This window comes from Bradyrhizobium sp. IC4059 (assembly GCF_020193615.1).
Classification (GTDB): domain Bacteria; phylum Pseudomonadota; class Alphaproteobacteria; order Rhizobiales; family Xanthobacteraceae; genus Bradyrhizobium; species Bradyrhizobium yuanmingense.
This window is the reverse complement of record NZ_JADYVH010000022.1, coordinates 1-20,503: the sequence shown is the minus strand read 5'-3', so window position 1 is coordinate 20,503 and position 20,503 is coordinate 1. Positions and strand designations below refer to the sequence as shown.

Annotated in this window: 16 protein-coding genes and 1 pseudogene; 6 read left to right on the top strand and 11 right to left on the bottom strand. The window is 65.2% G+C overall.

The features are described from left to right. Positions 1–66 precede the first annotated feature (66 nt). Both I6F12_RS36140 and I6F12_RS36135 read left to right on the top strand, forming a co-directional pair. Positions 67–792, top strand: coding sequence for a thermonuclease family protein (locus I6F12_RS36140; protein WP_036015924.1), 726 nt, complete (start codon positions 67–69; stop codon positions 790–792). A gap of 102 nt (positions 793–894) precedes the next feature. After that, entirely contained in the window at positions 895–2,082 is a 1,188-nt protein-coding gene (locus tag I6F12_RS36135; RefSeq protein WP_036015923.1) for an aminotransferase class V-fold PLP-dependent enzyme, read from the top strand. Between the two features lie 168 nt (positions 2,083–2,250). On the opposite strand, the gene I6F12_RS36130 is transcribed toward I6F12_RS36135, so the two are convergent. After that, positions 2,251–3,357 carry a hypothetical protein gene (locus tag I6F12_RS36130; protein WP_225158462.1) on the bottom strand — a complete coding sequence of 369 codons (1,107 nt, stop codon included), beginning with the start codon at positions 3,355–3,357 and terminating at the stop codon, positions 2,251–2,253. Then, the gene (locus I6F12_RS36125; RefSeq protein ID WP_225158461.1) at positions 3,357–4,793 is read right to left on the bottom strand and encodes an MBOAT family protein; all 1,437 of its coding nucleotides are present in this window, start codon (positions 4,791–4,793) and stop codon (positions 3,357–3,359) included. The genes I6F12_RS36130 and I6F12_RS36125 overlap by 1 nt, the downstream gene beginning before the upstream one ends. Before the next feature lie 326 nt (positions 4,794–5,119). Between I6F12_RS36125 and I6F12_RS36120 the strand changes: the two genes are divergently transcribed. Next, positions 5,120–7,219 (top strand): S9 family peptidase, encoded by a 2,100-nt coding sequence (locus I6F12_RS36120; protein ID WP_225158460.1) that lies wholly within the window; start codon positions 5,120–5,122, stop codon positions 7,217–7,219. A gap of 97 nt (positions 7,220–7,316) precedes the next feature. Here the strand turns inward: I6F12_RS36120 and I6F12_RS36115 are convergent, their stop codons facing one another. The 3 genes from I6F12_RS36115 to I6F12_RS36105 form a co-directional block, all read right to left on the bottom strand. Next, positions 7,317–8,036 carry a ribonuclease activity regulator RraA gene (locus tag I6F12_RS36115; protein WP_225158459.1) on the bottom strand — a complete coding sequence of 240 codons (720 nt, stop codon included), beginning with the start codon at positions 8,034–8,036 and terminating at the stop codon, positions 7,317–7,319. 144 nt (positions 8,037–8,180) lie between these two features. Continuing rightward, positions 8,181–9,914 (bottom strand): L-arabinonate dehydratase, encoded by a 1,734-nt coding sequence (araD, locus tag I6F12_RS36110; protein ID WP_225158458.1) that lies wholly within the window; start codon positions 9,912–9,914, stop codon positions 8,181–8,183. Positions 9,915–10,174: 260 nt separating this feature from the next. Beyond that, complete coding sequence (locus tag I6F12_RS36105; RefSeq protein WP_225158457.1) at positions 10,175–12,355, bottom strand: methyl-accepting chemotaxis protein; 2,181 nt, start codon at positions 12,353–12,355, stop codon at positions 10,175–10,177. A gap of 385 nt (positions 12,356–12,740) precedes the next feature. Between I6F12_RS36105 and I6F12_RS36100 the strand changes: the two genes are divergently transcribed. Next, positions 12,741–13,160 carry a response regulator gene (locus I6F12_RS36100; protein ID WP_036015915.1) on the top strand — a complete coding sequence of 140 codons (420 nt, stop codon included), beginning with the start codon at positions 12,741–12,743 and terminating at the stop codon, positions 13,158–13,160. After that, a complete protein-coding gene (locus I6F12_RS36095) occupies positions 13,138–16,743 on the top strand; it encodes a PAS domain S-box protein (RefSeq protein WP_225158456.1) in 3,606 nt (1,201 codons plus the stop codon). The genes I6F12_RS36100 and I6F12_RS36095 overlap by 23 nt, the downstream gene beginning before the upstream one ends. A 175-nt stretch (positions 16,744–16,918) precedes the next feature. On the opposite strand, the gene I6F12_RS36090 is transcribed toward I6F12_RS36095, so the two are convergent. Then, positions 16,919–17,554 carry a response regulator gene (locus I6F12_RS36090; protein ID WP_026202588.1) on the bottom strand — a complete coding sequence of 212 codons (636 nt, stop codon included), beginning with the start codon at positions 17,552–17,554 and terminating at the stop codon, positions 16,919–16,921. A gap of 149 nt (positions 17,555–17,703) precedes the next feature. Here I6F12_RS36090 and I6F12_RS36085 point away from each other — a divergent pair, with 149 nt between their 5' ends. Further along, positions 17,704–18,006 (top strand): hypothetical protein, encoded by a 303-nt coding sequence (locus I6F12_RS36085; RefSeq protein WP_225158455.1) that lies wholly within the window; start codon positions 17,704–17,706, stop codon positions 18,004–18,006. Between the two features lie 21 nt (positions 18,007–18,027). Here the strand turns inward: I6F12_RS36085 and I6F12_RS36080 are convergent, their stop codons facing one another. The 5 genes and pseudogenes from I6F12_RS36080 to I6F12_RS36060 form a co-directional block, all read right to left on the bottom strand. Further along, a complete protein-coding gene (locus I6F12_RS36080) occupies positions 18,028–18,531 on the bottom strand; it encodes a response regulator (RefSeq protein WP_036015910.1) in 504 nt (167 codons plus the stop codon). 141 nt (positions 18,532–18,672) lie between these two features. Beyond that, entirely contained in the window at positions 18,673–18,990 is a 318-nt protein-coding gene (locus I6F12_RS36075; RefSeq protein WP_036015908.1) for a hypothetical protein, read from the bottom strand. A gap of 2 nt (positions 18,991–18,992) precedes the next feature. Next, positions 18,993–19,871, bottom strand: coding sequence for a protein-glutamate O-methyltransferase CheR (locus tag I6F12_RS36070; protein WP_036015907.1), 879 nt, complete (start codon positions 19,869–19,871; stop codon positions 18,993–18,995). 61 nt (positions 19,872–19,932) lie between these two features. After that, positions 19,933–20,319 (bottom strand): response regulator, encoded by a 387-nt coding sequence (locus tag I6F12_RS36065; protein ID WP_036015905.1) that lies wholly within the window; start codon positions 20,317–20,319, stop codon positions 19,933–19,935. 31 nt (positions 20,320–20,350) lie between these two features. After that, positions 20,351–20,503 (bottom strand): annotated as a pseudogene (locus I6F12_RS36060) (chemotaxis protein CheW); the annotation flags it as partial.

Here is a 20,503-nt window from a genome sequence, read left to right as displayed (position 1 = left end):
GCCGCGCGGCCAAAAGCCGACCACAATTGCGCCGTCTATCGAGATTTTCATCACAACTGGTCGGGCATGTTGCGAAAGGTCCTGATTGCGCTGTCTTTGTTCGCCATCCCTTCGCTGGCGGATGCCGCCGAGATCACCGGCACGGCAAAGGTCCGCGCTGGCGATGCGGTGGTGATCGGCACCACGCGGATCCGGCTCGGCGGCATCGACGCGCCTGCAATCGACCAGCTCTGCCTTAACACCAAGTCCGAGCGCTGGACTTGCGGCGTCGCGGCCCGCGATGAGCTCGCCAGATACGCCGAGGGCAAGACTTGGGTCTGCCGCCCGAGATCGGTCGACCGGCGCGGCCGCACCGTGGCGCGCTGCGAGGTCGGCGGCGAGGACATCCAGAAATGGCTGGTGCGCAACGGCTGGGCGCTGGCCTACGCCCACATGTCCCGCGACTATGAAGCCGATGAAAAGGCCGCGCGGGAGGCCAAGGCAGGGATGTGGCAGGGCGCCTTCATCGCGCCGTGGGACTGGCGCGTCCGCAACAAGAAGACCGCGATCCTCGGCGCGACCAAGCCGCCTGACGGCGCGCACGCGGTGCTGCTCGCTTCGGCCTCGGGGCCGGTCGCGCCGTCGCCGGACTGCACCATCAAGGGCAACGTCAACAGCTCCGGGGAGTGCATCTTTCACCAGCCGACCAGCCGCTGGTACACGCAGATCAGGATGAAGATCAGCAAGGGCACCCGCTGGTTCTGCTCTGTCGAGGAGGCCGAAGCGGCCGGTTGCCGGGAGACGAAGCGATAACCCAGCCCTGCATTTTGCGCGCTTTTCTCGGGACGCGCCGGCACGTAAAAGCATGATTCAGCGACCCACCATCCTGTTCTCAGGCAATAAGGACCGACAGCAATGACCGTTCGCGCGGGCCGGGAGTTTCTGGCCATCCCCGGGCCCACCACGATGCCCGACGAGGTGCTGCGGGCGATGCACCGTCCGGCGATCGACATCTACTCCCAGGAGATGCTGGATCTCACCGAGAGCCTGCTCAGCGACATCTCCAAGCTGTTCGCGACCAAGGGCAAGTCCTACATCTACATCGCCAACGGTCACGGCGCCTGGGAAGCGGCGCTGAGCAACGTTCTGTCGCGCGGCGACAAGGTGCTGGTGCTGGAGAGCGGACGCTTTGCGATCGGCTGGGGCAACGCGGCGGCGCTGATGGGCGCCGAGGTCGAGGTGCTCAAGGGCGATTGGCGCCGCGCGGTGCGGCCGCACGAGGTCGAGGAACGCCTGCGCCGCGACAAGGAGCACAGCATCAAGGCCGTCGTCGTGGTCCAGGTCGACACGGCCTCCGGCGTGCAGAACGACATCGAGGCGATCGGCAAGGCGATCAAGGCGAGCGGCCATCCGGCGCTCTACATGGTCGATACCGTCGCCTCGCTCGGCTGCATGCCGTTCGAGATGGACAAATGGGGTATCGACGTTGCGATGTCCGGCTCGCAGAAGGGCCTGATGACGCCGCCCGGCCTCGGCTTCGTCGCCGCCAATGCGCGCGCGCTCGAGGTGCACAAGAAGGCCAATATGTCGACGCCCTATTGGAGCTGGAGCGAGCGCGAGGGCACCGAAAATTATCGTAAATATGCCGGCACCGCGCCGGTGCATCTGCTGTTCGCGTTGCGCAAAGCGATCGACATGCTGCACGAGGAAGGGCTCGAGAATGCCTTCCGCCGCCACAGCCTGCTCGGCGAAGCCGCCCGCCGTGCGGTCTCGGTCTGGTCGGAAGGCCAGGTGCTCGGCTTCAACGTGGCCGAAGCCAGCGAGCGCTCCAACACCGTGACCACGGTGACGATGAGCAACGGCCACGATCCGGCGGTGCTGCAACGCTATTGCAAGGACAAGTGCGGCGTCGTGCTCGGCACCGGCATCGGCGATCTCTCCGGCCAAGCCTTCCGCATCGCCCATATGGGCCATGTCAATGCGCCGATGCTGCTCGGCACGCTCGGGGTGATTGAGGTCGGGCTGAACGCGCTGAAGATCCCGCACGGCAAGGGCGGGCTGGAGGCGGCGGTCGCGTATCTCGGGGAAGAGGTGGCGGTGTAAGTCGCGCGCGCGCCTCTTCCTTCTCCCCTTGTGGGAGAAGGTGGCGCGAAGCGCCGGATGAGGGGTTCTATCCGCGATTCCCGACTGCCAGGACTCGCGGATAGGTCCCCTCACCCGTCTCGCCGCTGCGCGGCGAGCCACCCTCTCCCACAAGGGGAGAGGGGAAGATCAGCGCTCCACCCGATACGCCTCCACCTGCGCCTTCAGCTCATTCAGCGACGCGAGCGGCGCTTTCGGGTCGACGCGGTGCTCCCCGCTCGCAAGCCATCTCAGCACCTTCGCATCGATCACCGGCGAATGGTGGATGACGTCGCTGTAATTGTTAAGATCGTGCGTGACGGCCTTGATCGCGCGGAAATCGTGCAGGCGGACGTTGGGCAGTTGCGTCAATCGCCGCGCAATGTGTGCCGTGAGATCGGTGACGATCTTCAGAGTTTCGGGCGAGGCATCGCGCATCGCGACGAATTGCAGGATCGAATAGGGCGGGAGGTAGATGTCGAAGGTCACGTCGGGGTGGCGCGCGATCAGGCCGACGGCGTCGTGCTCGAAATGCCGGACCATGGCTTGGTAGCTGTAGCCTTCGCCGAGGAAGCGACGGCGCACGGGATCAGTGATGTAGGTGAAGGCGGCGAGCGTCTTTCTGGCGTTGTAGTCTCGCGCGACGTCGAAATCCCGCGGCAGGGCGTAGATGTCGTCGATGTCCGCCAGCGCGAACTTGACCGGCAGATAAGGCGACGCCCGGGTCAGCGGCTCCCGCAGCAGCGGGACGGATCGCAGCAGCGCGAACACCGATTCCTTCGCCATCGCCGCGCTGAACAGATAGGAGGCGATGCCCTTGGCGGTTCGGCGATAAAGATCGACGGACAAATAAGGGTCGGTCTCGATGTCCGCGGCATCGATGAAGATGAAATCGTCCATTTCCCAGATCACGCGCCTTGCGCCGCGGTCGATCGCCTGCTCCAGCACGAAGGCCTGCTGACGCGAGTTGGAGCCGGTCATCGCCAGCTTTAGCGAGCGGACACGAAGCGCGCGATCGATGTCGCTCTGGCGGAAATGGATCGCAAGCGAGGTGCCCATGAAGGCGGTGTCGAACGGCTGGCTGCTGATCAGCCCGGCATTCTGCACGCGCGTGTCCTCCGAGTAGAAGGCCGGGACAAGGCGCGAGGGGCGGAACAGCTGCAGGGGATCGACGATGAAGGTGAGCGCCGCGGCGCTCAGTACGCAGGCCACGCTCGCCAGCAGAAGACGCCCGAGATGGGTGAATGCGCCCTGCATCAGAATCGGAAATAGATGAATTCGCTGTGGCTCTGGATGCCCAGGAAGCCGAAGGCGAGCAGCAGCGAGGCCGCATAGAGCACCAACGGCCGCGTGCGCCCTGCCCGCAAGGCCTCGCCGACCTCGCGGTTGCCGTGGTCGTATCCGATCAGCGCTTGTGTGTTCGGCGCCAGCCACACCAGCGCCGCATAGATCGCGACTTGCACCAGGGCCGCGATCTCCTCGCGGCCGAGCACGAGGTTCGAAGGGGCAGCCATGGCGTGGAGCACCCGCAATGCCCAGGCGACGCTCTCGGCACGGAAGAACACCCAGGCGATGACGACAGCGAGGAAGGTCAGCACGGCGCCGGCGATGCGAGCTGGGCGTGCAATCAGCGGCGGACCGTTCGGCACCAAGGCATTGAAGGCATGATTGACGCAGAGATAGGCGCCATGCAGCGCGCCCCAAATGACAAAAGTCCAGGCCGCGCCGTGCCAGAGCCCGCCGAGCAGCATCGTGATCATCAGATTGACGTAGCGCAGCACGCGGCCGCGGCGGTTGCCGCCGAGCGGGATGTAGAGATAGTCGCGCAGGAATTGCGACAGCGTCATGTGCCAGCGCCGCCAGAACTCGACGATGCTGGTGGCCTTGTAGGGCGAGTTGAAATTGACGGGCAGGAAGATGCCGAACATCAGCGAGATGCCGATCGCCATGTCGGAATAGCCGGAGAAGTCGAAATAGAGCTGGAAGGTGTAGGCGAGCGCGCCAAGCCAGGCCTGGTCGAAGCTCGGCGAGCGCGCCTCGAAAGCGAGCGCGACCAGCGGCTGGATGCCGTCGGCAAGGCAGGTCTTCTTGAACAGGCCGATCGCGAAGATGATGACACCGCACAACATGAGATGCCCGTCCGGGCGCTTGGTGTCCTCGTGCTCGAATTGCGGGATCATGTCCTTGTGATGGAGGATGGGCCCCGCAATCAGATGCGGGAAGTAAGTCACGAACAGCGCGTAATGCGGCAGCGCATAGGCCGCGACCTGGCCGCGATAAGCGTCGACCAGAAACGCGATCTGGGTGAAGGTGTAGAAGGAGATGCCGACCGGCAGCAGGATGTGGAGCGCGACATGCGTGCCGAGCAGCGCGTTGACGTTCTCGGCGACGAAGCCGGCATATTTGAAGATGCCGAGCATGAGGAGATCGCCGACGAGGCCGACAGCGAGAGCGGCCTTTCGTTGCGGGTGCGTGAGCTCCGCCACGATGAGAAGATGGCCGACGCCGTAGTTGAAGGCGATCGAGAGCAGCAGAAGGGCGACGAACTGCCAGCTGCCGATCGCGTAGAAGGTGATCGAAGCCAGCGCCAGCCAGACCACCGGAGCCAGATTGCTGCGCCGGCCGAGCCGGAAATAGCCGGCGAGCACGACCGGCAGGAACAGCAGGATGAACGCATAGGAATTGAACAGCATCGGGCTGGACCGGCGGCGGGATATTGTCCCTCAAAGCACACAAGGGGCCGATCAACAACCCGGCAGCATGGGCGGTCGTGCTGGCAATCCGCGGAATCGGAACGATATAAGGGAACGCGCCTTCTCGCTCTCCCCGTTCTTACGGGGTCGGGACGAGCTGCGCTCGCCCTGAGAGGGTCGGGGTGAGGGGCCCGTCTCCGCAGGCGAGATCTGTCGAGGGGCCTGTACCCCCTCACCCGGAATTTGCTCTCGCAAATTCCGACCTCTCCCCGCAGGCGGGGAGAGGTTAAGAAGGCGAGCCGCGACACGTAGTTGATGAGGACCGAGTGACCCAAGCCAAGACGCCTTCGAAGCCCCCCGTCGCCCCGCGCCGGCTGCATTCCTTCACGCGGCACGGCATTACCGTGACTGACGATTATGCCTGGCTGAAGGACGCGAACTGGCAGGAGGTGCTGCGCGATCCCGCCGTGCTCGATCCTGACATCCGCAAATATCTCGACGAGGAGAACGCCTACACCGAGAGCCTGCTCGGCCACACCTCGGGCCTGCAGAAGACGCTGGTGCGCGAGATGCGCGGGCGGATCAAGGAGGACGATTCCAGCGTCCCGTCACCGGATGGGCCGTTCGCCTATTTCCGCAGGTTTCGCGAGGGCGGGCAGCACGAGCTGTTCGGCCGCATGCCGCGCGACGGCGGCGACGGCCAGATCGTGCTCGATGGCGACGCGCTCGCCAAGGACCACCAATATTTCAAGTTCGGCGGCAGCCGCCACTCCTACGATCACAAGCTGCAGGCCTGGAGCGCCGACACCAAGGGCTCGGAATATTTTTCGATCCGTGTCCGCGACTGGGCGACGGGAAAGGACCTCGACGATCTCGTCGAGGAGACCGACGGCGGCGTGGTCTGGACCGCGGACTGCAGGAGCTTCTTCTATGTGAAGCTCGACGACAATCACCGCCCGATGCAGGTTTGGCGGCACAAGCTCGGCACCAAGCAAGCCGACGACACGCTGGTCTATGAGGAGCAGGATGCCGGCTGGTTCACCCACCTGCATGAAAGCACCAGCGGCCGCTTCTGCGTCATCGCCGGCGGCGATCACGAGACTAGCGAGCAGCGGCTGATCGATCTCGCCAATCCCGAGGCGCCGCCGCGCCTGGTCGCTACGCGCGAGGAGGGCGTGCAATATTCGCTCGCCGACCGCGGCGACGAACTTTTCATCCTCACCAATGCCGACGATGCCATCGACTTCAAGATCGTCACCACGCCGCTTAGCCAGCCCGAGCGCAAGAACTGGCGCGATCTAATTCCGTATCGGCCCGGCATCTACATCATCGACCTCGATCTCTATGCCGGCCATTTGGTGCGGCTGGAGCGCGCCAATGCGCTGCCCTCGGTCGTGATCCGCGACCTCGCTAGCGGGGAGGAGCATGCCATCGCCTTCGACGAGGCCGCCTATTCGCTCGATACGATGGGCTCCTACGAATTCGACACGACGACACTGCGCTTTGCCTATTCGTCGATGACGACGCCGTCGGAAGTCTATGATTACGACATGGTCAAGCGCACGCGCGTCTTGCGCAAGCGGCAGGAGATTCCGTCAGGCCATGACCCGGCCGACTACGTCACGACCCGCATCATGGCGAAATCGTATGACGGCGCCGAGGTGCCGGTCTCGATCCTCTATCGCCGCGGACTGAAGCTCGACGGCGCAGCGCCACTGTTGCTCTACGGCTACGGCTCCTACGGCATGGCCATGCCGGCCTCGTTCAGCGCCAACCGCCTGTCGCTGGTCGACCGCGGCTTCGTCTATGCCATCGCCCATATCCGCGGCGGCGCCGACAAGGGCTGGGGCTGGTACCTCGACGGCAAGCGCGAGAAGAAGACGAACTCGTTCGACGATTTCGCCGCCAGCGCGCGGGCACTGATCGACGCGAAATACACCAGCGCCAAGCGCATCATCGGCCATGGTGGCTCGGCCGGCGGCATGCTGATGGGCGCGGTCGCCAACCGCGCCGGCGAATTGTTCGCCGGCATCGTCGCAGAGGTGCCGTTCGTCGACGTGCTCAACACCATGCTCGACGACACGCTGCCGCTGACGCCGCCGGAATGGCCGGAATGGGGCAACCCGATCGAGAGCGAGAAGGATTTCCGCACCATCCTGTCGTATTCGCCTTACGACAACGTCGCGGCAAAGGACTATCCGGCGATCCTGGCGATGGGCGGACTGACTGATCCCCGCGTCACTTACTGGGAGCCCGCCAAATGGATCGCGCGCCTGCGCGCCACCATGCGCGGCGGCGGCCCGGTCCTGCTCCGCACCAACATGGGCGCCGGCCACGGCGGCGCCTCGGGGCGCTTCGACCGGCTCGACGAAGTCGCGATCGTGTACGCGTTCGCGCTGTGGGCGGCGGGGATGGCGGAGGCGTGACGTCGTAGCCCGGATGGAGCGGAGAGCAATCCGGGATTCGCGCAGAGATCAACACTGTTCCCGGATTACGCTCCGCTCCATCCAGGCTACGAGAGCGCTACCGCCCGTTCTTCTTGCGCCATTCCGCGAAATCGGTGAGCGTCTGCGGATCGGTGGCGGGATAGAGACCGAAGATGCCGCGGCCCTTGCCGACTTCCTCGGTGACGAAATCCTCGAACGCGGTCATCTCGAAGGTCTCGTTGGCGATCTCGTCTGCCAAATGCGCGGGGATCACGATGACGCCGTCGGCGTCGCCAAGGATGACGTCGCCGGGAAACACCGGCGCATCGCCGCAGCCGATCGGCACGTTGATCTCGATCGCCTGATGCAGCGTCAAATTGGTCGGCGCCGAGGGACGGTGGTGGAAGGCGGGAAAGCCGAGCCTTGAGATCTCGGCGGAGTCGCGAAAGCCGCCGTCGGTGACGACGCCGGCGACGCCGCGCTTCATCAGGCGCGTGACCAGGATGGCGCCGGCCGAAGCCGCGCGCGCATCCTTGCGGCTGTCCATCACCAGCACCGCGCCCGGTGGGCAATCCTCGACCGCCTTGCGCTGCGGATGGGAGCGGTCCCTGAACACGTCGATGGTGTTGAGATCCTCGCGCGCCGGCATGTAGCGCAGCGTGAAGGCCTCGCCGACCATGGCCGGCTGGTCCGGGCTCAAGGGGCGGACGTCCTGGATCATCTGGATGCGCAGACCGCGCTTGAACAGCGCGGTGGCGACGGTGGCGGTAGAGACGGATTTGAGTTTGTTGCGGGTGGCTTCGGTGAGTTTGGTCATGTCGTGCTCTCTCTCGTTCGTCATTCCGGGGCGCGCCACTTGGCGCGAGCCCGGAATCCATACTCCCTATCGTGGTTATGGATTCTCAGGTGCGCAATTGCGCACCATAGCCCATCGCTTCGCGATGTCCCGGAATGACAGGTGCTAGTAGATGGACGGCTCGCCGATCGGCGCGCCGAAATCGGTCTCCAGGAAGTCGAAGTCGCAGCCGTCATTGGCCTGCTTGATGTGCTTGGTGAACATCCAGCCATAGCCGCGCTCGAAGCGGCGCGCGGGCTGCTTCCAGGCGGCGCGGCGTTTTGCGAGCTCGGCCTCGCTCACATCGAGATTGATGGTGCGCGCAGCGACATCGAGCGTGATGCGGTCGCCGTTCTGCACCAGCGCCAGCGGGCCACCGATATAGGATTCCGGCGAGACGTGCAGGATGCAGGCGCCGTAGCTGGTGCCGCTCATGCGCGCATCCGAGATGCGCACCATGTCGCGCACGCCCTGCTTCACGAGTTTTGTCGGGATCGGCAGCATGCCCCATTCCGGCATGCCCGGTCCGCCCTGCGGCCCCGCATTGCGCAGGATGAGGATGTGATCCTCGGTGACGTCGAGATCGGGATCGTCGACCGCCCTCTTCATGGAGGGATAATCGTCGAACACCAGCGCGGGGCCGGTGTGCTTGAGGAAGCGCGGCGCGCAGGCGGAGGGTTTTATGACGCAGCCGTCGGGCGCGAGATTGCCCTTGAGCACGGCGAGCGCGCCCTCCTTGTAGATGGGATTGTCGATACCGCGGATCACGTCGGCATTGTAGACCTCGGCCCCCTCGATGTTCTCAGCCACCGTCTTGCCTGTGACCGTGATGCAGTCGAGATGCAGATGCGCCTTGATCTGACCCATCAGCGCCGGCAGGCCGCCGGCGTAGAAGAAGTCCTCCATCAGGTAGGCATCGCCGCTCGGGCGGACGTTGGCGATGACGGGCACCTTGCGGCTCGCCGTCTCGAAATCGTCGAGGCCGATGTCCTGACCGGCGCGGCGGGCCTGCGCGATCAGATGGATGATGGCGTTGGTGGAGCAGCCCATCGCCATCGCGACCGCAATGGCATTCTCGAACGCCTTGCGGGTCTGGATCACCTTCGGCGTCAGATCCTCCCACACCATCTCGACGATGCGGCGGCCGCATTCGCTGGCCATGCGGATATGGTTGGCATCGGCAGCGGGAATCGAGGAAGCGCCGGGCAGCGTCATGCCGATCGCTTCCGCAATGGCGGTCATGGTCGAGGCGGTGCCCATGGTCATGCAGGTGCCGTAGCTGCGGGCGATGCCGGCCTCGATGTCGAGCCAGTCCTTGTCCGAGATCTTTCCGGCGCGGCGCTCGTCCCAATATTTCCAGCCGTCGGAGCCGGAACCCAGCGTCTTGCCCTTCCAATTGCCGCGCAGCATCGGGCCTGCCGGCAGATAGATCGCCGGAATGTTCATCGAGGTTGCTCCCAGGAGCAGCGCCGGCGTCGTCTTGTCGCAGCCGCCCATCAGCACCACGCCGTCGACGGGATGGCTGCGGAGCAGCTCCTCGGCGTCCATCGCCAGCAGGTTGCGGTAGAGCATGGTGGTGGGCTTGAGCAGCGATTCCGACAGCGACAGCGCCGGCAGCTCCAGCGGCAGGCCTCCCGCCATCAGGATGCCGCGCTTGACGTCCTCGACGCGCGACTTGAAGTGCATGTGACAGGGCTGCGCGTCCGACCAGGTGTTGAGGATCGCAATGATCGGGCGGTCCTTCCACTCCTCCGGCGCGTAACCCATCTGCATGGCGCGGGAGCGATGGCCGAACGAGCGCAGATCGTCGGGCGCGAACCAGCGCGCGCTGCGGAGCTGGTTGGGCGTCTTCTTCTTCATGATGGGCCCCATTTCTGGATGGTATTCCGCTCGATCACGCGGAAGATCAGGGCTCGACAAAGAGCCGGATGATGATCTCGGTCAAGAGGCCTGTGAAGACTGCAGGTATGCCGAGGAGGGCAAGGGGAGCTTTGGGCGCTGGCGTGCAGCCGCAGCGGGTAGATCGACCGGCTGCGCCGGCTACATCTGCCCTCACCCGGGTGCGGAAGGCGGCCTACGCCGCTCCCGCGACGATCGAATTAGCCGGAGCCATTCCCTTTTTAGGCCGCGTTGCGGCCGCTGCGCCGTTCCGGCCCGTGGTAATCGGCATCGCCGCTCTTGCCGCGGTCCATCGGACCGGTGCGCAGCCTGACGAAGAAGGCCTGGACCTCGGCGGCGAGGCGTTCGGCCGCCCCCGCGACGTGGTTCGCGGCACCCATCACCTCGTCGGCCGAGCGATTGGTTTCCGCGATGGCGCCGGAGACGGCGCCGATGCTGGTCGCCAACGTCTGTGTCCCTGTCGCCGCCATCTGAACGTTCTGCGAGATCTCGCGCGTGGCGGCCCCCTGCTCTTCCACGGCGCTTGCGATCGCCGCGGTCACCTCGTCGATCCGGCGCATGGCGGTCGCGACCTCCTTGACGGAGGCGACCGCGCTGCCGGTCGCATTCTGGATCGCGACAATGTGCTGCGCGATCTCCTGCGTCGCCTTGCGGGTCTGCTCGGCCAGCGCCTTGACCTCGGACGCCACCACGGCAAAGCCGCGACCGGCCTCGCCGGCGCGCGCGGCCTCGATGGTGGCGTTGAGCGCCAGGAGGTTGGTCTGGGCCGCGATCGCCTGGATCAGGTCGACCACCGAGCTGATGCTCTGTGCGGCGTGCGCGAGCCCTTCGATCTCACTCTCGGAACGCGCGGTCACCTCGCCCGCGGAGCGCACGGTCGTGTTTGACAGCTCGATCTGGCGGCCGATCTCGACGATGGAGCCCGCGAGCTGCTCGGCCGCCGCGGCGACGGTCTGGACGTTGCCCGCGGTCTGTTCGGAGGTGGTCGCTGCGGACGCGGCCTGGCTCGTCGCATGATTGGCGATGCCGCTGAGGCTCTCTGCGGTCTGCCGCATGGTGCCCGCATTCTCGCCGACTAGGGCGAGCAGGTCGCGCGAGGTCGCGCGAAATTCCTCGACCGCTCCCTCCATGTTGCGGTTGGCCGCTTCGCGTGCCTCCGCCTCGCGCGCGAGGGACGCCGCCGCCCGTTGCTGGGCAATCACATTGTCGCGGAATTTGGCCACCGCCTGCGACACCACGCCGATCTCGTCGCCGCGCTCGGCCGTCCTGAATTCGACGCTGGTGTCGCCACCGGACAGGCGCGCGGAATCGCTCACCAGCTCGATGATCGGCCGGGTGATGGAGCGCGCAACCAGGATCGCAATCGTCGCTCCAAGAGCAAGTGCCGCGGCGAGCAGGATCCATTGCAGCAGGAGCAATCTTTCGACCGCGTCGGCCACGCTGCGGGCGTCGTCGGCGAGCTTCGACTGTTGATCGCTCTTGAGACCGCCCGAGCGCTTGCCATCGGCGTCCTTGCGACCGTCGAGCAGGTCGAGGATCCGGGCGGCGCGCGGCGCGGCCTCGGTCGACAGGATGAAGACCGGCATATTCCATTGCGGCGTCTGGCGGATGGCGAAGATCTTCTGCGGCAGCGGTATGAACGCCTCGTTCGCCTTGACGATGGCCCGATAAGCGGTCGCCTGCCGTGCGGTGAGCAGATCGGTCTGGGTACCGACCGACGCAAGCGCGGCCCTGAACGTCGCCAGCGGCTTTTCGAACTTGTCACGATCGGCCGCCTCGCCCGAGGCAACGTACAGGCGCAATTGAGATCCCGCGGCGGCAAGATTGCCACGCACATCGGCAAACGTCTTGAGCAGGCGCTTGCGCGGCGGCGTCGCCTCCAGCGCCTCTTCCTCGTCGATCATGCCGGTGATCTCGGCGAACATGGCCGAGATCAGCGGCGCGGCTTCCTTCGCCAGCAATTCGCTCGCCGGATAGGCCGAAGGCGTGAAGGCGGCCGCTTCGGCCTTGTCCTGGGCCTTGCGGAATTCCGCCATCAACGTTCTGGCCTCGCTCCAATTGGTCTTGTTCTGGGGGCTGGAAAAGCCCTCTGCCATGCGGTCGACTGCAGCGGCCGTGCGATCCAGCTCGGCCCAGACCGCGGCCCGGTCGCGCTTGCCCTGCGCATCGCCAGTCAGCAGATAGCCGCGCAGCGTCGAAAGCGTGGAATAGAGATTGCCGACGAGCTCCGTGCTCGCGATCGCGACCGGCGCGCGTTGATCCACGACTGTCCTGATCCGCGACGAAATGTCCGAGACGGCGGCGACGGTGTAGATGACGGTCGCTGCGAGCAGGCCGCAGATCAACGCGAAGCCGCCGAGCAGCCGGGTGCGAATTCCGGTGTTCGCGATCGATTTGAACATGAGAGATCTCGAGCTGGTGGCCGGTTGGGGGAACCGGCTTCGTCGGGTAAAGGAATGCCGAAACTGAAATACGCGAGGTACCGAGATGGAACTCGCGGAGATAGTAGTTCGCCCTCTTTAATTCGCGGTGAAGATCGGGTTCCGTACAACTACGGCGGGAAGAATATCTCCTGTCTTTGAAACGACTTATTGCATTTCGGACCGGATCGCATATGCACGCAAGCGTGCGTACCGGCCACAGCGCCTCGTCTGTCGCCACGCCAGGAAGGCATTCGCGGCAAACGCGAGGTGCTTGCAGCGCGGCCAGAATCCGCGCAACAATTTCGCATTTGTTGCTTTGATTTGGCGCCGCTGGAACGCCCAATGCGGCCGGAGGATTTTAGGCGTGGCCAACATCCTGATCGTGGATGACGATCCGGCCGTCCAGTTCACCATCCGGCTGCTGCTGGAACGGGCTGGTCATCACGTGACGGTCGCCGAGGATGGCCGCAAGGGGCTGGCGCTGTTCGAGGCCAGCCGGTTCGACCTGCTGTTTCTCGACATCTTCATGCCCGGTATGGACGGACTGGAGACGATGCGTCACATTCGGATGCTGGCCCCAGCCGTTCCGATCGTCGTCATCTCCGGCCGTTCGATCACGCCGGATGCCTATGCGGAGCCGGACTTCCTGAAGATGGCGACCAAGCTCGGCGCCGTGGCCAGCCTGCAAAAGCCGTTCCGGCCCGATGCACTGCTTGCCGTGGTCGCAGATTGCCTGAAGGCCGACGCGCCAGAGGGGTCCGATGTCCGCTCCGGCCGCCGATGACAAGAACGCCTCTGCTGCAAGCCAAAAATGGCGCAGCGCTGCGGCAGGTCCGGCGAAACTCCCCATGCGAGCAGTAACGACGCTGGCCACGCGGCTGGCCCTCGCGATGATCCTGCTGGTTGCTGTCACCGTGGCCGCAGTCGGATGGTTGGGCTATCGCAACACCACACAGGCCGTCATTCCGCGGGTGCTGGAGCGGGTCGAAGCCCAATCCCGCCTGCTTGCAACCAACCTTGAATCCTACGTTGCCGGCGTACGCGGCGATCTGGTCGGCTATCGCGCCGCAGCGGCAATCAACGGCCTGATCCGGGCTCATGCCGGCGGCGGGATCGATCCGGCGGACGGCGTCTCGCAGCAGACCTGGCGCGAGCGTATCGCGGCGCGGCTCGCGGCCGAGATCGACGCCAAGCCCATCTACGGGCAGTTCAGGATCATCGGCGTCGACGACGACCAGCGCGAGCTGGTCCACGTCGATCGTTCGGGTCCCAACGGAGCAGCCCGGATCGCTCCGGACAGCGAATTGGAGCGCAAGAGTGGCCGCGCCTACTTCCAGGAAACCATACGGCTCGGGCCCGGCGAGATCTATGTGTCTCCCATCGAGCTCGCGACCCGTCAGGGGGGAACGACGGCGCCTCACGCGCCGACTTTGCGCGTGGCGATGCCGCTGTTCACGGCCGACGACAAGCCGTTCGGCATCATCGTGGCCAATATCGACATGCGCCCGGCACTCGAGCGGGTCCGCGCGGCGACAACCTCGGGCGGAGATATCTACGTCGTGAATGCGCGCGGCGACTATCTCGTCCATCCCGACCGGACGCGGGAGTTCGGGTCATCGCGGGGCCATCCGACCGATTGGCGCAAAGACCTTCCGTTCTTGTCAGAACTGGCCGGCACGTCGGACGTGGCCACGCGGGTCACAACCGACGAGGCGGGCCGGACGAGCGGCGCGGCATTCGTGCCGTTATCGCTTGCGGGCAAGGAATGGGTCGCCATCGTCGCGACTGTTCCCCCGTCCGTGTTCGGCCGCGTGCCGGCCGCCATTCAAAAAACGTCCCTGCTCGTCGGCGTGCTGGCTGTTCTCGCCGCGGCTGCGCTCGCGGTGCTGCTGGCGCGCTCGTTGACCCGCCCGATCGGGCGTCTGACGGAGGCGGTGCAGGCCATCGGCAGCGGACGTCCCGCGGAGATCCCCGTCGATGCTAGCGGCGAGACCGGCGTGCTGGCCCGGGCCTTTGCGCGGATGGTGGAGGAGATGCGCGCGAAAACGGCCGCGCTCGAACGCGAGATCGAGGAGCATCGCCTCACCGAGGCCGCGCGGAGCCATCACGCGGCGCGCGAGAACCTGTTCAGTGCCGCGGTGGAATCGTCCGACGATGCGATCGTCATGCAGACGCTCGATGCCATCATCACCGGCTGGAATCCGGCCGCCGAACGCCTTTACGGCTATACGGCGGAGGAGGCGATCGGCAAGCCCACCTCGATCATCGTCCCGTCCGACCGCCGCGAACAGGGCAAGGACTATCTGCGGCGGATCGCGCGGGGCGAGCCGATCGAACGCTTCGAGACGGTCCGCCTGCGCAAGGACGGCACGCCGGTCGAGATTTCGCTCGACCTGTCGCCGATCAAGGGACCGTCGGGCGAGATCATCGGCGCGTCCGGAAGCGCGCGCAGCCTGACCGAGGCGCGGCGCGCCGAGCGGGCGCTGCAGCACCAACTCGAGGAGCGGCGTCAGATCTTCGAGACGTCGCAGGATCTGATCATGGTCATGGACGCGCGGGGTCATGTCGCGCAGATCAGCCCGAGCAGCGAGACCATTCTCGGCTATCGGCCGGACGAGATGATCGGCCGCAGCGGCGCCGACTTCATCCATCCCGATCACCTGGAGCAGTCCCGTGCCGAGATGCGGGCGATGCGACACGGCGAGCGCGTCAGGCTGGCCGACACCCGCTGCTACCACAAGAACGGGCACGAGGTCTGGCTGTCCTGGCTCGGCAGTTGGTCCGAGCGCGCCAAGCGCTTCTTCTTCGTCGGGCGCGACATGACGGAAGCGCGGCTCGCGCAGGAATCGCTGCTCGAGAGCGAGCGGCTCGCCCGCAACATCGTCGAGACCTCGCTCGACGCCTTCGTCCAGACCGACGAGACCGGAAGCATCCTGAACTGGAACTCGCAGGCGGAACAGCTGTTCGGCTGGCGCCGCGACGAGGTGCTCGGCAAGAGCACGATCGACCTCATTGTCGCCGAGAGCGAACGTGGCCGGGTCCGAGCCGGCCTGAAACGCTTCCTCGAAGACGAGGGTGGCCGGACGCTGAACCGCCGCCGCGAGCTGATGTGCTGCCGGCGCGACGGCAAGGAATTCAAGGCCGAGTTGAGCGTCACCGCGCTGAAGCGGCGCGAGGGCCTGCTGTTCAACGTCTTCTACCGCGACCTCACCGACAAGATCGCCGCCGATGAGCGCATCCGCCATGCCGAGAAGATGGAGGCCGTCGGCCAGCTGACCGGCGGCGTGGCGCATGACTTCAACAACATTCTCACCGTCATCACCGGGACGATCGAAATTCTCGCGGAGGCGGTCGCCAAGGAGCCGCAGCTCGCGGCGATCACCAAGATGATCGACGAGGCCGCCGCGCGCGGCGCCGACCTGACCCAGCACCTGCTCGCCTTCGCGCGCAAGCAGCCGCTCCAGCCGCGCGAGATCGACATCAACTCGCTGATCGTCGACACCGCAAAGTTATTGCGTCCGACGCTCGGCGAGCAGATCCAGATCGAATCGGTGTTCGAGGACGAGAATTGCGTTGCCATCGTCGATCCCAACCAGCTCACCACCGCGATCCTCAACCTCGCGCTCAATGCGCGCGACGCCATGCCCGGCGGCGGCAAGCTGATCGTGGAGACCGGCGCCGCCTATCTCGACGAGGTTTATGCCAGCGCCAACGACGTACCGCCGGGGCACTACGTGCTGATCGCCGTGAGCGACACCGGCACCGGAATCCCTGCGCACATGCTGCCACGGGTGTTCGATCCCTTCTTCACCTCGAAGGGACCCGGCAAGGGCACCGGACTCGGGCTTTCGATGGTCTACGGCTTCATCAAGCAGTCCGCAGGTCACATCAAGATCTACAGCGAGGAGGGGCACGGCACCACGATCAAGATGTATCTGCCGCCCGGCAAGACGCCGACGGCGGTCGGCGAGGGCGTGACGCCGGCGACGATCGAGGGCGGACACGAGACGATCCTGGTGGTCGAGGACGACCGGCTGGTGCGCGACTACGTCCTGGCGCAGTTGCATTCGCTGGGTTACGTCACGTTGCAGGCCGCGAACGCCGCGGAGGCGCTCGCGATCGTCGCGGCCGGCAAGCCGTTCGACCTTCTGTTCACCGACGTCATCATGCCAGGCAAGATGAACGGACGGCAGCTTGCGGACGAGCTGATGAAGACGCGCCCGGATCTCAAGGTGGTCTACACGTCAGGCTATACCGAGAACGCGATCATCCATCACGGCCGGCTGGATTCCGGCGTGGTGTTGCTGGCCAAGCCCTATCGCAAATCGGATCTGGCGCGGATCATCCGCAAGGCGTTGAGCGGGTGAAGGCCCGTAGCCCGGATGGAGCGCAGCGCAATCCGGGAACAATCGTGCGGCGCGCGAAATCCCGGATTACGCTTGCGCTCCATCCGGGCTACGAAACCGTCGGTGAGGAGAGATGGACCCGGCTCAGCAACGCATCATTGCATGATGCGCTGCTGAGCCGTGGCACGAGACCATGTTACGACGCGCGCTGGGCTGCGGTCATCACGATGCGGATCAGGTCGGCGGCATTGCGCGCGCCGAGCTTCTTCATGATGTTGGCACGGTGGTCCTCGATGGTGCGCGGACTGATGCCGAGCGTGCGGCCAGCCTCCTTGTTGGAGGCGCCGGAGGCGAACTGCTCCAACACCTCGCGCTCCCTGCGCGTCAGCGGCTCGCGGCCGGGGAAATGCAACGAGCCGAATTTCGGCGACGCGTTCTCCGCCTGCCTGCGTGCATAGGCACCGATCGCCTCGTCGAGACGGCCGACGATCTCGCTGCCGCGGAACGGCTTCTCGATGAAGTCGAGCGCGCCGCTCTTGATCGCGCCCACCGCCATCGCGATGTCGCCCTGCCCGGAGATCATGAAGATCGGCGCAGGATAATCCTCGCCGTGCAGCTCCTTCAGGATGTCGAGACCCGACTTCCCGGGAATATTCACGTCGAGCAGGATTGCAGCCGGCGTGCGGTTTCGCGCGACGGAGAGCAGCGCTGCACCGTCCGCAAAACAGATCACTTCATAGCCCGCCGCCTTCAACACCATCGACAAGGTGTCGCGAACGGCAGGGTCGTCATCGACCACGAAGATTTCACCGCGAGAGCTTTGTTCGGCCATGTGCCACATCCGGTTGGCATGAAGGACTCGCGTCCGCGCCATTCGTTATGGCGCTCGGCGCGGATTCGGCCCACCCGTATTTGTACGGGACATGGACTTAACGCACAAGTAGCGGCATGGCGCCTAATTGCATTGGACGGAGAATATCCATGCTAAATTTGGCCGACACGCCGCCTCCTGTCGCAACGTCCCAAGTCGAGAGCCGTGAGCTGATTGCGGCGGACCTTCGTTTACTGATCGCACAGATCGAGACCAGCATGCGCCGGATCGCCGCAGCCATGGATCAAGAACACGGCAGCGATCCGGAAGGTTCCGCAGATGTCGTCTTGCTCGACGACGTCACGCCCCGCTACGCCAGCGCGAGCGCGGCCCTCAATGTCTGCCGGGCGGGCCTCGGCCACGCCCTGCAATGTCTATCGGAATCCGGCAACGCGGCCGGAAGCCGCGTCTGACCGTATGGCGGCTCCGCAAGCTCAGGCGCGGTGCCGTTCCACGATCGCGTCGGTGGCGACACCACCCCAGGTGTGAATCGCCGGCAGGCCCATCGCGGTCTTGCCGAGATTGGCGAGGCTGATGCGCAGCGCCGCGAGATCCAGCGGCTTCGGCAGGCTCTGGAGCTCGATGCCGACCGAACGGGCGAAGCTGCGGGCGGCACTGCGGCGCTTGCCGTCCATGCCGCTGATGACGATCACGGAGCCTGCAAACTTCGCGCTCGCCATCTCGCGCAGCACGTCGACGCCGTCGCCGTCCTCCAGCACGAGATCGAGCGTCACGCAGTCGAAGCGCGCGGCGCGCAGCTTCTCGATCGCGTCCGCCACCGATGGCGCCACAGTGACCTCGTGGCCCGCCTGCTTGGCCGCGACCGTGATCAGGCGGCGCTGCGTGGCGTCGTCATCGACCACCAGGAGCTGAAGTGCACGCCGCTCGGCGCCGTCGGGCAGGTTTGACGAGATCGGGGAAAGAGAACTTCTGGGCATTGCCGTATCCTGGGATTGAGAGCGTCAATGGATACACGGCTCGCGCTGAAGCCGCGTAAAGCTGCCGCGAGCAATTGACTCGGAAACGTTCAGCAAATGTGAAGCAAAGTGCGGGAAAGCGCAGCGACGGCGGCGGCGAGATCAGGCCGCGGCGTCGTGGCCACCGGCCGCACCGCGCTTCTTCCGGTTCTTGCCGCGCAGGAACTGGATGTCCATTTCGGCGCCGTTGACACGGACCAGCTCGCAGCGACGATAGGCGAGACCCGTGGACGACAGCAGCAGGAAGAACTCCTTCAGGTTCAAGCCCTGGATCGAGCCCTCCACCGTGAGAACCGCGTCGGTGTCGGAGATCGCGTTGAGCTTGCAGTCGCGCCGCCAGGTGCCGTCGATGGCCATGATGCAGACATCATAGCCACGGCTGAAGGTCACACGCTCCGCGCCCTTGCCATCCTCGGCCATGATTATCGTCCCGCCATCGCCGCCATGCGCGGCGCCGCACCGGCGAGAACCGGCTTGGCCGCGGCCGCGCGCGGATCATTCGGCTTGTAGAGGCCGCGCCGCTCCGGAATCGGCCGGAACGTGTCGGTCAGTCCAACCACGGTCTCGGCGGCGCCGAGCACCAGGAAGCCGTCGGGCTCGATCTGGCGCGCCAGGCGGTTGAAGATATTGATCTTGGTGTCCTGATCGAAATAGATCAGCACGTTGCGGCAGAAGATGACGTCGAAGGTGCCGAGCTGGGCGAAATCGTGCAGCAGGTTGAGCTGGCGGTGCTGGATCATCGCCCGCAATTCAGGATTGATCTGCCAGGTCTCGCCGGTCTGCCTGAAATATTTCACCAGCATCTGGATCGGCAGGCCGCGCTGCACCTCGAACTGGCTGTAGACGCCGGCCTTGGCCTTCTCCAGCACCTCTTGCGACAGGTCGGTCGCGATGATCTCGACGCGCCAGCCGGTGAGGGCCGCGCCCATCTCCTTCAGGCACATCGCCAGCGAATAGGGCTCCTGACCGGTCGAGCCGGCGGCACACCAGATGCGCACGCTGCGCTTGGCCGCACGCGCCTTGATGACCTCCGGCATGATGTGGTCGCGGAAATGATCGAACGGGACCTTGTCGCGGAAGAAGAAAGTCTCGTTGGTGGTCATGGCCTCGACCACGTCGGTGATCAGCTGGCGCGAGCCGCCTTGCAGCTTCTGCACGAGTTCGGCGATGCCGGAGAGCCCGGCCTTGCGAGCCAGCGGCAATAGGCGGCTTTCGATCAGATATTGCTTGTCTGCGGACAGGTCGAGACCGGAATTATCCTTCAGGAACTTACGCAGGTACTCATACTCGGTCGGGGTCACGGATGGCCTCTCGAAAGCTGTACTGGAACACTCTGGCCCAAGCGCTTTGGGCCTGACACACTCAGACCATGACTTGTCCGACCGGGATCAAACCAACTTCAGCGAACTTGTCGGCGATGATGTCTTTGTCGAAGGGCTTCATGATGTACTCGTTGGCACCGCCGCTGAGCGCCTGAGCGATGTGAGCCACGTTGTTCTCGGTGGTGCAGAACACCACTTTCGGCTGGTCGCCGCCTGGCAGGCGGCGCATGTGGCCCATGAACTCGAAGCCGTCCATGACCGGCATGTTCCAGTCGAGCAGCACCGCGTCGGGCAGCTGCCGCTGGCAGATCTCGAGCGCCTTCGAGCCGTCCTCGGCCTCGGTGACCTCGAACTCCAGACCTTCCAGGATCCGGCGCGCGATCTTGCGCACCACGCTGGAATCATCGACCACCAAACACGTCTTCATTTCTGTTCTCCGGCTTCGATGTTTCGTTGGCTCAGGCGGCCATTTGCGTCTTGGTTTCGAGCTCGAGGACGCGGTCGACGTCGAGGACGACCATGAGCTGTCCGTCGAGGCGGTGGACGCCGCCGGCGAGCTTGGCCATGCGGGGGTCGAGGTTGACGGGGTTTTCTTCCTTACCGTCCTCGGG